The 14,778-nt window shown below is 46.5% G+C and carries 11 protein-coding genes and 1 pseudogene; 8 read left to right on the top strand and 4 right to left on the bottom strand.

The annotated features are described in order from the left end of the window. Positions 1 to 40: 40 nt before the first annotated feature. From SG35_RS20180 to SG35_RS20160, 5 genes are all read left to right on the top strand, one after another. Positions 41 to 205, top strand: coding sequence for a hypothetical protein (locus tag SG35_RS20180; protein WP_160298352.1), 165 nt, complete (start codon positions 41 to 43; stop codon positions 203 to 205). 36 nt (positions 206 to 241) lie between these two features. Beyond that, positions 242 to 562, top strand: a complete 321-nt coding sequence (locus SG35_RS20175; protein ID WP_044835083.1) for a hypothetical protein — start codon at positions 242 to 244, stop codon at positions 560 to 562. Positions 563 to 751: 189 nt separating this feature from the next. Continuing rightward, positions 752 to 1,912, top strand: a complete 1,161-nt coding sequence (locus tag SG35_RS20170) for a phospholipase D-like domain-containing protein (protein WP_044835084.1) — start codon at positions 752 to 754, stop codon at positions 1,910 to 1,912. An 82-nt stretch (positions 1,913 to 1,994) separates the two neighbouring features. After that, positions 1,995 to 2,732: an endonuclease/exonuclease/phosphatase family protein gene (locus tag SG35_RS20165; protein ID WP_044835085.1), complete on the top strand. Its 738-nt coding sequence runs from the start codon at positions 1,995 to 1,997 to the stop codon at positions 2,730 to 2,732. 319 nt (positions 2,733 to 3,051) lie between these two features. Further along, complete coding sequence (locus tag SG35_RS20160; protein ID WP_044835086.1) at positions 3,052 to 3,288, top strand: hypothetical protein; 237 nt, start codon at positions 3,052 to 3,054, stop codon at positions 3,286 to 3,288. Positions 3,289 to 3,612: 324 nt separating this feature from the next. On the opposite strand, the gene SG35_RS20155 is transcribed toward SG35_RS20160, so the two are convergent. The 3 genes from SG35_RS20155 to SG35_RS20145 all read right to left on the bottom strand — a co-directional run bounded on the left by SG35_RS20155 (position 3,613) and on the right by SG35_RS20145 (position 9,162). Beyond that, positions 3,613 to 4,743 carry an HDOD domain-containing protein gene (locus SG35_RS20155; RefSeq protein ID WP_044835087.1) on the bottom strand — a complete coding sequence of 377 codons (1,131 nt, stop codon included), beginning with the start codon at positions 4,741 to 4,743 and terminating at the stop codon, positions 3,613 to 3,615. 21 nt (positions 4,744 to 4,764) lie between these two features. Next, positions 4,765 to 6,738 (bottom strand): MHYT domain-containing protein, encoded by a 1,974-nt coding sequence (locus tag SG35_RS20150; protein WP_152646766.1) that lies wholly within the window; start codon positions 6,736 to 6,738, stop codon positions 4,765 to 4,767. Positions 6,739 to 7,107: 369 nt separating this feature from the next. Continuing rightward, positions 7,108 to 9,162 carry a cellulose-binding domain-containing protein gene (locus tag SG35_RS20145; RefSeq protein ID WP_053043326.1) on the bottom strand — a complete coding sequence of 685 codons (2,055 nt, stop codon included), beginning with the start codon at positions 9,160 to 9,162 and terminating at the stop codon, positions 7,108 to 7,110. Between the two features lie 376 nt (positions 9,163 to 9,538). Between SG35_RS20145 and SG35_RS32130 the strand changes: the two are divergent. Beyond that, positions 9,539 to 10,413: pseudogene (locus SG35_RS32130) on the top strand (glycoside hydrolase family 5 protein); the annotation flags it as partial. Positions 10,414 to 10,416: 3 nt separating this feature from the next. Next, positions 10,417 to 11,127 carry a cellulose-binding domain-containing protein gene (locus tag SG35_RS20135; RefSeq protein WP_420794569.1) on the top strand — a complete coding sequence of 237 codons (711 nt, stop codon included), beginning with the start codon at positions 10,417 to 10,419 and terminating at the stop codon, positions 11,125 to 11,127. A gap of 124 nt (positions 11,128 to 11,251) precedes the next feature. On the opposite strand, the gene SG35_RS20130 is transcribed toward SG35_RS20135, so the two are convergent. Further along, positions 11,252 to 12,019 carry a substrate-binding periplasmic protein gene (locus tag SG35_RS20130; RefSeq protein ID WP_084692927.1) on the bottom strand — a complete coding sequence of 256 codons (768 nt, stop codon included), beginning with the start codon at positions 12,017 to 12,019 and terminating at the stop codon, positions 11,252 to 11,254. Between the two features lie 300 nt (positions 12,020 to 12,319). On the opposite strand from SG35_RS20130, the gene SG35_RS20125 reads away from it, so the two are divergent. After that, positions 12,320 to 14,695 (top strand): CHASE domain-containing protein, encoded by a 2,376-nt coding sequence (locus tag SG35_RS20125; protein ID WP_044835090.1) that lies wholly within the window; start codon positions 12,320 to 12,322, stop codon positions 14,693 to 14,695. Positions 14,696 to 14,778 lie beyond the last annotated feature (83 nt).

Below are 14,778 nucleotides of genomic sequence, written 5' to 3'. Positions count from 1 at the left end.
CACATACGCAAGTGAAATTTATGTATAAAGGATTAGATTAATGAAACATTTGTTAGCATTATCATTAGTGATTGGCTTAAACGGATTAACTGCTGCACCGGTACAGGCTGAGCAGAGGTATATGGAATGCAGCTCGGGTGATTATGAGCTTCACTATTCAGGCCGTAGCTGGCTGGATCAACGAGGCCAGGACCCGCTTCGTTAATATACCGCCGCCCCGGGCCTGGAAAATGGTAATTATGTGCATGTTTGCCGTGAATTTTCCGGGGTGCCGGGTAAAAGGGTTGGTCCTAACTGCTTTAGTCCCTGGTACGGGAAAGAGTATGGTCACAGCAATTATCAGGTATTGGCGGCACAGCCGGGTAAATTGCTGATAAAGTCCATGAATGAGGGCAGTTATAACTTTTATGTTTGTGCGGTACAGGATCAGCATGGTAATTTTATGACAGGTAAATATGTTGGTTCTTATTGTTGGTATCCTTACGGCGGACACGAATATGCCGTAGATCCTGCCAATCACTCTGACAACAGGCAAGTTTATGTGCTTTGGTACAAAGGATAAGTTGCAAAAGCCATAGCATTTAGCCAAACCAGGTATTTATCGCCTGTCGCTATCAAGGTTTCCAAAGGCGGGCGATAAATAATATCAAGCAGTATTTTTTCTTATTTATTTGAAAATATAAGATATTTCTTTTGCTAAAATAAAGACAAGCGTTTAAGTGGATAAGCTGTTACGGCAAAGAGGTTGAGAGTGGCCAAAACCTGTGTTCCGACAACAAGACCATGGCAGTCGGAAACGGTTTTTACCGGGGGAGACGAGTATTTCCAACAACTGGAATTAGATATTTTCCGGGCCAGGCATACCATAGATCTGGCGTTTTATATTTTTAGTTTTGATGCTCTGGGCAATAAGATATTGTCGGCTTTGCAGGCGGCGAGCGGGCGCGGTGTCAGGGTACGTATTATCGTCGACGGCATCGGCTCGCCGCAATGGCATGCCGGTACCCTAAGGCAGCTGGCACAATCGGGTATCGAAGCGAGAATTTATCATCCCTATCCCTGGCGTTTTTCTTTAAGGGCCCTTCGCCGGATAAATGTCCTCTTGGAGCGCTTTTTTCATTTATGGCGCAAAATCAATACCCGGGATCACAGGAAATCCTGTGTGATTGATGATGAAATAGCCTGGGTCGGCAGTTTTAACCTGGTGCAATATCATATGCAGTGTTATATGAATAACCTGGCCTGGCGCGATACCGGGGTAAGGGTTTGCGGCCCCCAGGTGAAAATGATCACGGCGATTTTCGATTATATCTGGTGCCGCCGTCGCTATCCGGTTACCGAGCCTTTAAGCAGCTTGCCGCACTTAGGGTACGGCTCTGTGGTGCGCAGCAATGTTTCTATTCGCCTTCGCCGGTTATTTGCCCGTGAGCTTTATCATAATATTATCTTTGCCACGCAGCGGGTTTGGGCCACCAATGCCTATTTTGTCCCGGTGTCGAGGCTGCAATTGAGTTTGATCCGGGCGGCAAAAAAAGGCATAGATGTGCGTTTGATTTTGCCGGCGATGTCGGATGTGATTTTTGCCCCCTGGATCGCCCGTTTTTATTACCGCATTTTACTGCTCAGCGGGGTCAGGATCTTTGAATATCAGCCGAGCATCTTACATGCTAAAACCTTGCTTTTTGATGACTTTGCCTATGTCGGCTCCAGTAATCTCAATCACCGCAGTTTGCTCCATGATCTGGAGCTGGATATTGTTTGCCGCCAGCAGGAGTCTATTAAAACATTAGAGCAGCAGTTTCTGATCGATCAATGTCTGTCGGTAGAGATCACCCAGGATAAGCTAAATCGGGGACGCTGGTGGGAAAAAATACTGGCCAGGGCGTTACTTATCCTTAAATCCTGGATGTGATCACCGGCTATTAACTCTAATTATCTTTTATATAATTAGATGTGGTGGCCTGTGATCGGTTAACAGCAATTTGGGTGCGGCTATGCAACAAGCAATAAAGGTACTGTCTTACAACATCCATAAAGGGATGAATATGGGGAACCGCAAATGGGTGCTGGATAATATCCGTCGCTTGATCCGCAGAGCCGGGGCCGATGTTGTCTTTTTGCAGGAGGTTGCCGGGGATGCCGGGCGTAAAACCGATGTCAGCCAGTTTGAATATTTGGCCGACTCTGTCTGGCAGCATTATGCCTACGGGAAAAATGCCGTCTATGATGCCGGCCATCACGGCAATGCCATTTTAAGCAAGTTCCCCTTTATCAGCTGGTGCAATCAGGATATTTCTACCAATCGTTTTGAGCACAGAGGGGTACTGCACGGCGTTATTGCCAATGAAGCCAACCCGGAGCAGGAATGTCATTTATTATGCGTACATCTGAATTTACTTGAAGCAGGGCGCCGTAAACAGCTGCAGCGGATATGCCGTTATGTCAGGGAGCAGGTACCGGAAGGCGCCGGTTTGATCCTTGCCGGTGATATGAATGACTGGTTACAGAATGCTTCACGGTTATTAACCGGGCAACTGGGGCTGCAAGAAGCTTTTAAAGTGGCTAAAGGCCGTTATGCCAGGACATTTCCTGCGATTTTACCGGTTTTGCCCCTTGACCGTATCTATTTTCGTAACTGTGACTTACTGCATTGCGAGCGGGTAAGTTTAGTGAATGAGCCCCAGCTATCGGATCATTTACCTTTGTTGGCGAACTTTGGCTACCAAGAATAGCAGCAGCTTAGCTAAGGAGAATGACATTGACAGGGGAGAGTGTGTAAATCAGCAGGGAATCATTTACCTTGATGAGATACTTTATGCTGTCAACTCAAGTGAGTGTTACCTAGCGGCAAGCGGGTTACTGGTAGTACATCTTGCCCTGTATTTGCTGGCCCTGTGCATATTTTTCCATCAAAGCAATGGTGATACATAAAATACACCTTATAAAAACAAAATATTAACAACGGGCTTGATATTTAACTTTTGCTTCAGTATGTTATTTAGGCGCTTCATGATGAAGGCTTTACTTTATTTTTGAATTAGGGAAAAGATAATGAAATCAAAAAAAATAACAAAATTAAATAAAAAAACAGCTTCCCTGGCAATGCTGGCACTTGGTATTGGTATGAGTATCAGTGTGCCTACAACGGCAAAAGTCAGATCATGTGCAGATACCTGTAATCTCATCCTTAATGTCTGTATGAGGGAAGCATCGGGCATGGAAGAGCAAATGGCTTGTTTTGACCAAAACTTTAGCTGTTTAGAAAACTGTGGTGTAGCCCCCTTTTAAACCATTTTTGACACAGTTTTAACTCGCCTATTTTAAAATCAGCAAAGCCTACACTGGCAGGTTTTGCTGTTTTTAGTTTACCTGGTTATTTTAATTTATTGCTTTTTAGCTAAGTTTCTTCCCTGTTGGCATAAGCGCTGCCGCGGCCCGCGAGTGCTTTTTTACCTGTCAAAGCTGTTAGTGCTATTAAAAATGAGGTCGTTGAAAAAGCCTGGTATTAACAACTTAGGATATTACATGTCTTTAAGGGCAATCGTTATCGATAAGAAATTAGTGACATTTTGGTAAAAATTGCTGACTTATTATGCGTTACGATTAATCCGTTTAACGATAGTTATCAGCCTTGTTACGCCAATATTTAACTTTTTCTGCTATGTCAAAATGTTTGATAAATTCCCTGTCTATAGGGTATTGATTGATTAGGCAATAAGCGACATAGACAGCTGCGCTTGCAGTAAAGGCCTTTTTTGACAAGGCATTAGGGTGACGGAATGATAGCAGGGTTTCGATAAGGTGGTAGGGAAAGTTCCATATGTGCAATAAGTACCCGCTCAGCTGGCTATGTTCAATACCAAATAACTCACGCTCGAGTTCAATATTGTCTCTATTGTCTTTTTTTAAGGCCAGGTAAGTGTCCAGGGAGCTGGCAGATATTTCAGGCAGAATCAACTTACCTATGTTGTGCAGTAAACCTGCCAGCATGGCTTCCTGTTTGAATTCGGGGGCGGCGATAAAATGTGCCAGGCGGCCTACGGCTAATCCGCGTGATTGCTCCGCCAGCACAGAAAAACCGGGAGGTTCGTATATTTGTGCGTGCAGCTCTGTGGCGGCGACTATGCTGACGATAATATCGACCCCTAAACGGGTGATCGCTTCTGTGATATCGCAGACTTCTCTTGAATTGATAAAAAAGGAGCTGTTGGATAACTGGAGAATTTTAGCCACCAGGGAAGAATCTTCGGCGATAACTTCGGCAAACCTCTCCATATTGGTAGCGTCGTGTTGTAGTATCGAATTTAGCCGGATATAGGTTCTCGGGGGAGAGGGCAAGGTTTTAATGCTGCCAAGCAACTTGCGAATAGCCGGCTCGGGCAAAGCCGTGCGTACCTGTTTAATGTTTTCTATTAAGTTGAGCAACATCTCGGGTTTACTGGGTTTTGTCAGCCATTGATGGGCAACCAAACTTGCTTTTAGTGAAGCTTCTTCATCGGCATGCCCCGATAAGATGATGCGTACCATGTCGGGATAAAATTGAGTGATTTTTTCCAGCAGGTCTGCGCCATCCATTTTTGGCATACGCATATCTGTGACGATTAAATCTATCTTTTCCTGGGTCAGTAAAAATAAAGCTTCCAGGGCATCTTCGGCAAAAACAATTTCGTAACCGCAGTTATATAAAGAGCGTTGTATGCCCTTTAACACTAAAGGCTCATCATCAACAAACATGGCTTTCATAGAATAAACTTCCTTATCGCATTACGTGATGACTTCCTGAATGGCGGCCTGGTGGGGTGTTGCTACCAGCTTGGACTGGATCGGTAATTGGATGGTAAAAACGCTTCCTTCGCCGTATACCGATTGTGCATATAACTTACCCTGGTGCTGTTCTACTATGACATTGTATGCCATGCTCAGGCCTTGCCCAGTTCCTTTGCCTACATCTTTTGTGGTGTAAAAAGGATCAAATATACGGTTGAGGACTTTTTCTGTCATCCCGGTACCGTTATCTTTTATGGTAATAATCGCGTCCGCATTGTCCTGGTGGGTACGGATGGTGATTTTTCCTCTTTCATCAGCGGCAAACTTCTCTGCGATGGCATGGGCGGCGTTAACGACAATATTGAGGATAACCTGGTTAAATTCATCCCGAAGGCACATAACCCTGGGTAAGGAGCTGTCAAAAATGGTTTCTACTTCAGCGACATGCCGCCATTCGCTCTGGGCTACCGTTAAGGTTGTTTCTATCGCTTCAGTGATGTTGGTTAACTTCATTTCACCTCTGCTGGAGTGAGAAAAAGACTTCATCGCGCCGACAATGGTGGAAATACGTGTCAACCCTTCCAGCGACTGGGACAGTGCCAGGGGGATTTCTTCGGTTAAAAAGTTAAGGTCGGCTTTTTCGATCAGTGCTTTAACCGCTTCACCTCCTTCTGGCTTGCTATTGTCAAGATAATCTTGGCTGGCCTGGAGAGCGGTTATCATATTAGCAAAAGATTCTTTTAAAAATGCTGTATTATCAGATACATACTGAATCGGGGTGTTGATTTCATGAGCAATGCCCGAAGCCATTTCACCGAGAGATTCCAGTTTCATGGCATGGCGCAACTGCGTTTCCAGTTGTACCCGGGAGGTGATATCTCTGACAATACAATTACACATCACTTTGAAATCAATCACTAAGGTCATCTTCGAGAAAGTGACTTCGATAGGAAAGCGGTTGCCGTTTGCTTTTGCGCCTTCTAAAATTAAGGTCTGGCCGATGATCTCCTTCTGCTCACCATTGATTTCTTTGATAAGCTTTTCCTGAGTAATTGACGGCATTAACTGTTCCAGGGGGCAGTTATCTAATCCCTGGGGTTTATAGCTAAACATGGTTAATACAGTGGAATTATATTGATGTATATGGCCCTTATCATTGATCACGAACCAGCCATTAGCTAAGTGCTCGATAATATCTTGCTCTCTTGCCTGGCTCGCCCTCGCGGTATCTTCTGCGGCTTGCAATCTCTGCTCGATTAACGCCATTAAAATAGTGGCGGCGACAAATATGGCGACAACGGCTGCGATGATCAGGGAAAGCACCTGGGATTGCGCCGACATTTGCGGGGAGAAGGAGTTGGCTGCTTGTTGCTGATAAAAACTGACTGATGCCATGGCGATATAATGCATTCCCGAAATGGCTGCCCCGATCACAGCTGCGCAGGCCAGGCGGAGCGATGATTTATTTTTTCTGAATTTGTGAACAAGCGTGATCAGATAAACGGCAAAACTCGCCAGAATATGGGCAAAGAGTAGTGAGGCAATAAATAAAGTAAAGTCATAAATCATTTGCCCCTCAATCACTATGGCTTCCATGCCAATAAAATGCATCAGGCTGATGCCAAGGGATAAAGATAAGGCGGCCATTTGAGTATTGAACAGGGTGAAACGCTCGGATGAAAGCAGGTATAAAGTGAAGAAGGCGCCAATAATTGCAGGTAAAACGGAGAGAAGAGTTATGATAACATCGTATGGCATGTTTACCGGTATAACATGGGCGAGCATACCGATGAAATGCATGGCCCAGAGCCCTGAACCTAAAACTAAACTGCCAAAGACATACCACAAGGGTTTATTTTTTCCGGCATTAATATTCCAGGCTTGCATTAATACCACTAACGCGGAATAAGCGGCAAAACCGGCAACAAGGATAGATAAACCGACCAGAAGAAAATTAAAATGACCTTCCACTAAGACGTAGGCCGGATTGTTAACAGAATGAAACCTCCAAAAGCCCAGCACGCACGATTCCCTATGCAAAATTAAACTAGCAATTAAAAAAGAGATTAGATTAAAAGTGAGCAAACTCAAGTGAATGGTGGTTAATCGGTGATTTTTATCTCTTTTGTTTTATGGGGCTTAGTTCGAGGGGCAGTAAACAAAGGAGAGATAAGGTGCATTATGCTCAGGGGGAGCGTCGCCTGTACGGCAAGCAGGAAATAAATTTACGTGATTTTTCTTTTGATAAGCAGTTTGAGTCATAAGCTGACCGAGTGTGCTTTATTGAGTTTTCGCTAAAAGTACAGGGTTCATCGACCCCTGTACTTTAATTTTCTAAAGTTAATGGCAGACGCCAAGCAATGTCCAGGAGGCATCGCTGCCGGGCTGGCTATTGGTATACCAATTACTCTGGTATAAATTTCCCTGATAAGTCATGTGATCGCCGGTATCGTTATGACTGTAATCTCCTTGTGGAAAATCTTTCCTTAACCAATTGGGATAGTCGTTGACACCGTCACAACTGACGCTATTGCCGGTACCAGTTTCTGTCCAGCTAAAGGTGGCGGCACTGCGGGGCGGGATCGGGTATTGGAAAGCTTGTCCCCGCCAGGCAACTGTGGTGTTTTGCACTTGTGTCCAGGAAGCATTGTAGGCGAGCAGCACATAAGAATTGTCCGGGTTTTTAAAGGCGCTGTGATGCAGTTCGCCGGAGATCCCTCCGGAGTCTATCCGTTTGGCACCCGGCTGCAAGGCTTTGGCGAGCTGGCTGATAATGTAATAGGAGACATTTCTGTTTATGTTGAAATTGCTTTCATCTAAGGTCATCGCTCCCATGCAGTTGATACAGCCCCTTTGCGCATTGCTCGGCGAAGTAAATAAATTCCATTCCAGCACCGTTTTCGACCAGTTGCGGGTTGCGCCGATAACAACATTTTCCATATGCCAGCCTAAGTCCAGGTTAAAGGCTGTGTTTAACTCCTCTTCACTGGTGCCGTCCGGCAGCCCGGTCCATTGCTCGGTAAAATAGACATCTTTGCCTGAGCTTTCTTTGACTGTGCTCATGGCGCTGATATCGCCGCCATAAAGGTGGAAGGCGGAGCCGTCGACATACTGGCTTTGCGCCACCTGAATAGGAAAACTGGTGTTGTCGCAGTTATGATCAAAACCTAATATTTTCACCTGGCTGTGGGGGGAATTTTTTAATAACGGGCCGAGGTGGTTTTCAATAAAGTTGTACTGTTCGTCTGCGCTCATCAGCATACTGGGTTCGTTATGACCGTTTTCCGGTTCATTTTGTACCGTCAGTGCCCAGATATCCAACCCCTGAGCCGCCATGGCATCGAGATAGTTTTTAAAGTAGTGCGCCAAATCGCCATAGTGATCGTTTTTGAGGCGGCCGCCGATCCAGTGGTTATTCGTTTTCATCCACCGCGGCGCACTCCAGGGGCTGGCGAGCAGTTTAATTTCAGGGTTAATGGTGCGGATTTTTTTTAATATCGGTATTAAGGTGTCTAAGTCAGGACCTGCCAGACTGAAACTGGAGGGATCCGTGACTTCGGTAAAGGTAAAAGACTCCCAGGTGCCGGCGCTTTGGTCGTTGTCCACCATACGCACCAGTTTATCCTCATCGACCTGTAATCTGTCATGGTTGCCGGCGCCTTTTAACGGCAGGGATAAAAAATAACTGCCCGGGATTTCTCCCGGTGTGAGCTGCCATTTTTCCCAGGTGCCGGTGGCGCTGTCGTGCATATCCGCCATGTTGGTATCATCGGTGCGTAGCCTGGCCAAAGGGCCGCCTGCCGCCCGGTCGATATACCAGTAGCCGTCGCCGCTAGGGACAAATTGCCATTGAAAGTCTTCTCCCGATGCCGCATTGTCGCCGGTATAGGCATCTTCACTGTAGCCGCTGGCACCGAGTCGGACATTATGGGCGGGCAGGTTAATATAATAATGTTTGCCCGGATCCGGGGTAAAGGCGTTGTCGCTGGTCACGGCTTCGTTATAGCTATATAAGGAGGCGCTTAAATCCGATGCCCCCAGAGTGACCCGTAACAGGGAAATGCCGTTTCCGGTGACCGGGTGAAATAATTCATTTAACAGCGCATCCTGTTTAGCTGTTGGCAACATGGAAATGGCCAGGGCGCTGGCCTGGGTGAGTGCAAATCCCAGCCCGTCTATGCTTTGATAGCTTTGCTCGTCATTGACTGTGATAAGGTTGGGGCTGCTGGTGTTATCAAGCTCCTGACTAAAAGTTATCTCTGTCTGTTGCAATAAAACACTTTTATCGCCGCGGGTTTCCAGGACAGATACCGGCTGGGCCTGTGATATCATTGGCGCCAGGGCAGAGATGACTGCCAGGCGTTTTAGGGAGGAGAGTAAGGTACAATTTACCATAAAATATTTCCTTTTTATTATCGTTGTTAATGTATAAAGCGGTTTGGGTAAGCCACAAACCTTATTGAGCTGCCAGGTAACACTTCTTGCAGGCGTTGACAGGCAGGACAAAGTTCTCTTTGTTGTCTTTATGCGGCTTAGTTCCGGATAATTTTTTTATCGATTTTAAACATGAAATGTAAGCGCTTACAATTATAAAGGCAAATTTACTGAAATTTTGAGCTGTTCATGAGGGCGGGATCAGTGCCTGCCTGGTATGAATTTACGCTTTATTAGCAAAAACCTTGAAGTTCAATGTTTCACTCCCGGGTAACTGAGCACAGATGCTGGTACCTGATTTCATTTATTTCTTATTTTACAGTGGCTTATTTTTTTTATGGTTGTTCTTATCGTTCAGATACGGGTCTTGGTAAAGTTGAACGTTCAACTTTATGACCGGGGCTCATTTTGGTCGAATCTAAGCAGGACCCCTGGTACTTTTCTTATGCCGGAGGGCCTCTTGCTGGTGAGCCGTTATCAGGCACATGCGGTACAACCGTTGACGGTACTGGGTAACCAGGTTCTGGCCGGCGGCAAGCAAACCAGTTTTGCCGGGCCGAGTTTATTTTGGAGTAATACCGGCTGGGGGGCGGAGAAGTTTTACACCGCCGATATTGTCAGCCAGGCAAAACCTGAACTGGAAGCGACCATTATCCGCGCTGCCATGGGGGGAGATGAAAACGGCGGTTATGCCCATGATGCCCATGATGCCGATGGCAATAAAGGGCGGGTAATGACTGTGGTTGATGCCGCCATTGCCAATGATATGTATGTGATCATTGACTGGCATATCCATGATGCCCGTAAAGAGTGGGGCAAAGCGAAAGAATTTTTCGTGGAAATGGCGCAAAAATACGGCAGCACCAATAATGTCATTTATGAAATTTATAATGAGCCGTTGGCTGTTTCCTGGTCCGGCCATATTAAACTTATGCCGAAGACATTATCAGCGGCATTCGCGCCGTTGATCCGGATAATTTGATCATTGTCGGCACCCCCAACTGGTCACAGGATGTTAATCAGGCCTCTTATGATCCCATCAATGGCAGTAATATTGCCTATACCCTGCATTTTTATGCCGGTAGCCATTTTGGCGGCTTGCGCGATAAAGCCCGGGAGGCGATGGGTAATGGTATTGCCTTGTTTGCCACCGAGTGGGGCACGGTTGATGCCAGCGGCGATGGTGCGGTGAATGATGGCAGTACCGGTGAGTGGATGAATTTTTTAAGGTCCAATAATATCAGCCATACCAACTGGTCTATTAATGACAAAGCCGAAGGTGCTTCCATGTTCCAGCCCGGCGGCAGCTGGGGCAATTTGACGGCATCGGGTGCTAAAGTCAAAGAAATCATCCAAAACTGGGGCTCGGATACCGGCAGTGCCCCCAACTGTCCGCCGGCGCAGGAAGGGCGGATCGAGGCTGAAGATTATACCGCCATGGCAGGGGGGCAAACCGAAAGCACCACGGATACCGGCGGCGGGCTCAATATTGGTTATATCGACCCCGGCGACTGGATGACTTACCGGGTATCAAGTAATGATGGCGGCCAGCTGCAATTTAAAAAAGCCGGTGGCTCTGTGGCTTACGGTGTTATCGATGTCCCCGTCACCGGCGGCTGGCAAAACTGGCAAACTGTCAGCCATACCCTAATCTTATCAGCAGGTGAGCAGGAGCTGGCGATTGCTTCCCTGGCAGGGGCCTGGAATATCAACTGGTTTGAGCTGAGCCCGCAAGATGGCGGCGATTGTGCCGGCATCAATGTTTACCCCAACTGGACCAGCAAAGACTGGGAAGGGGGAGAGCCGACCCATAATGAAGCCGGTGATATGATGGTCTATCAAGGTAATGCCTACAGTGCCAACAGGTATACCAAGAGCATTCCCGACAGTGATGAGACCTGGACTTTTGTTAAGGCTTGTAATTAAGGCTTGTAATTAAGGCTGAAAAGTAAGTTATCGCTGTCATAGTGTTTAAGATAAATTAAGCCATAACTGCCCTAAATACCGGTTATGGCTTTTTAGTGACGCTAAGTGGTGGTTTTCTCATTTATCAGTTATTAATGTCAAGAAGTGGGCCGGCACGGTTAATTTCGTCCGCGGCTTTACGGATTTTTTCTACCACGAAGAGCGGCGTTGTCTTACTCAGGGCAATACAGTTCTCTGCCAGATGCTCATCCTTGAATTTATAGGCCAATTCTATCAGGGATTTATCCAATCCCTGGGAGGCGATATTTTCGTATATTGAGCTTCTTGACTGCATCATCAAATCAATGCGCCCTTTGATTAATTTACGCAGGGTACTTAAATCATCGGTATTGGCATCAAGCTGCTGCCCGTCTTTAAAGCCATGTTGCAACAATAACGCATGATCATAATCTTCCCGGATGAGGCCGATGCGGTATTTTTTAGCGTCTGCTAATGTCTTCACTTTTATATCTTTCCGCTTTGATAATTTCACGAAGAAGAGATCCACCTTCGTCGACAACGGGCAGATAAAATGAAAAAACGGCTCGCGCGCTTTGGTTTTGAAAATAGGGTAAATAAGCACATTCTGATCTGAAAGGGCATAATTATAAGCCCTCGGCCAGGGATAGATGTTCAGGGAGTAACTGAGTTTGGCCCTTGCCATGATGTCGAGGACCTTTTCGGTGAGTGGCCCCGAAATAATACCGGCTTCATTCATATAAATATTGGGGGGCCAGGGTTCGGTGACAATATTGATATCGCTGGCCTGTGCCGTTAGCTGGTAGGCCACCAGGGCGAGAATTACTGATGTTGTTCTTATTTTTTTTATTATTTTTCTATAAATAAGCCACATAGATAAACAGTACGGGTTTTAAGGATAATTAAAGTTTAGTGCCAAAGCGGCGTTAATCAACAGCACTGGTTGTATCATTTGTCTGTTGTTTTTTCGATGTTTTCTTTTTGGAGCTTTGGGGGAAGGACAGGGAGATTTATGGCGTACTACTTTCTCTCTGGCTGAGCAATGCTAAAAGTTGAACGTTCAACTTATACTGCCCGAGAATAAAACGGCAAGCCCCGGCGTATCAACTATAATCAGGGCTTGGAGTTATTCTTTTCTTAATGGCTGGAGCGCAGGGAAGTGCAGCAGACAACTTTGATAGATAACAGTAAACGTCAGTTACCGGCGCTTAATCCCCTGGTGCTTAATCCCCTGCTGTTAGCCATCGTTTATACGGCTACCGGCTATCTGGCTCTTTTGCTTGCCATTGAGCCGGGTTATGCCACGATAGTCTTTCCGCCTGCGGGCATTGCCCTGGCATCTTTATTGATATGGGGCAACAGCCTTTGGCCCGGGGTCTTTATCGGTTCATTTGCCCTGAACCTGTTGAGCGCCCAATTTTTGGGGCCTTTGACGGTATCCATATTGGTGTTCTCATTTTCTGTGGCAACCGGTGCAACGCTCCAGGCGTTAGCCGGGACCTGGCTAACGAAATATCTCATTGGTTTTCCCACGACACTGACTAAAGTGCGAGATATTTTTTTATTTTTATTGGTTGCCGGACCGTTAAGTTGCTTGCTTAACTCAAATATTGGAGCGGTGAGTTTACTGGCGACAGGGCTAATTTCGGCATCAGAGCTTACCTATACCTGGTTTACCTGGTGGCTGGGGGATACTATTGGCGTACTGATCTGCGCCCCTTTATTGTTTATTGTCTTTTGCAAGCCCAGATCTTTGTGGCAAAGCCGATATGCATCTGTGGCTGCCCCCCTGATTTTGACACTGGTCGTGGTGGCGGTGTTATCCGTTTGGACCAATAGGTGGCAGCAAGAGCGTAACCATTTTGAATTCAAGGAAATTGCCAATAATACCGTGCAAAGACTGCATTCGAGTTTAAGCAGTTATGTGGATGCGGTAGCTGCTATTGAACGTTTTTATGTCAGTTCAAACCATGTCAGCTGGGAGGAATTCCGCCATTTTGTGCAATATATCCTGATGAATAAACCCGGTATCAACGGTTTAAGTTGGAACCCCGTAATAACACAGTCACAGCGCCAGTCTTTTGAATATCAACTGCGGCTGCAGGGCTTTGCCCAGTTTGAAATTAAGGAGCGCGACAGCAGGGGCAGGCTAATCACCGCAGGACAGCGTCCCGAATATATTGTCGTGAATTATATTGAGCCCCTGGATGAAAACCGCAAAGCCCTGGGGTTTGATGTTGCCTCGAATCCCTATCGCCGTCAGGCCCTGGATCAGGCCCGGGACAGCGGCCAGCCGGTTGCAACTGCCCGTATCACTTTGGTACAAGAGCGGGAGCAGCAAAGCGGTTTCTTACTTTTTTATCCCATTTATGGCGGCAGCCATAGTACCTTGCAAGAGCGCAGGCAGCATATAAGGGGTTATGCGGTAGGGGTTTTTCGTGTGGGGGATATTGTCGATACGGTTCTTCAGGGGCAATATAAAGATCAAATTGTTGTCGGTATTTATGATGAATCATCTGAAAAAAACGGTCATTTATATGGTCCGCAGGAGCCGTTTAACTTCTCACCGGGTGTGTTGGAACTGACCGATAGCCTGGAAGTCGGGGGCCGGCGCTGGTCCCTGCATTTTTGGCCATCCGAGCAATACCTGGCGAATCACAGAAGCTGGCAGGTGTGGGCGGTATTAACTTCAGGGCTGTTCTTTACCGTGATGCTCGGGGCCTTTTTATTGGCGATGAGCGGACGCTCCTATGATCTGGACAGCCAGGTGAAAGCACGCACTAAAGAAATAAAAAACCGCGAGCAGGCATTAAAAACCACCAACAAGGTGTTAAAAGTGAGCAATAAACTGCTCGAACGCTCCAACCAGGAGCTTGATCATTATGCTTTTGTTGCTTCACATGATTTAAAGTCCCCGCTGCAGGCCATCAATGAACTTGCTACCTGGATCAGTGAAGATTGTCGCGATATCTTGCCGAGCGAGTCGAACCGGCATCTTTGTTTGCTGAAAGAGCGTATTGCCCGGATGCAAACAATGCTGGCGGATTTATTGACCTTTGCCCGTTTAAGCCGGGAAGATTATCAATGGGAAAAGATCAACTTACGCCATATAGCCGAACAGGCTTTTGCCCTGACTGGTGACCCTGACAGCTTTCAATTGCACCTGAGCGATTGTGATACCGATATCGACTTACCCCGGGTGCCGATTGAACTGGCATTACGCAATTTGATCAGCAATGCGGTGAAACACCACGATAAAGGCAGCGGCATCATCCAGGTATCTTATAGCCGGGATGACAATGAACATCTTATCCGGGTTTGTGATGATGGTCCCGGGATCCCGGAGTCGTTACAACCAATGGCGCTGGAAATGTTTGCCACCTTAAATCCCTGGGATGAAATTGAGGGCAGCGGTTTAGGCTTATCGTTAGTAAAGAAGGCGATAGAGCGGCTGGAAGGTTATATGAGTATTATTTCTGATGGCGTTGGTGGCACTAGTATTGAACTGCATTGGCCGGCAAAGAGCCGGGGAAAGGATAGCAGCCGATGAAAGAGAAAATAGCGCCATTAAAGCTAATAGCCGTCAATTCCACATTTATTAGACTTTTCCATCAGCATAGTGAAAATAGACAA

The organism is Thalassomonas actiniarum (assembly GCF_000948975.2).
In the GTDB taxonomy this organism is placed as follows: domain Bacteria; phylum Pseudomonadota; class Gammaproteobacteria; order Enterobacterales; family Alteromonadaceae; genus Thalassomonas; species Thalassomonas actiniarum.
The sequence above is the reverse complement of the archived record's forward strand: the minus strand, read 5'-3'. Positions and strand labels throughout refer to the sequence as shown.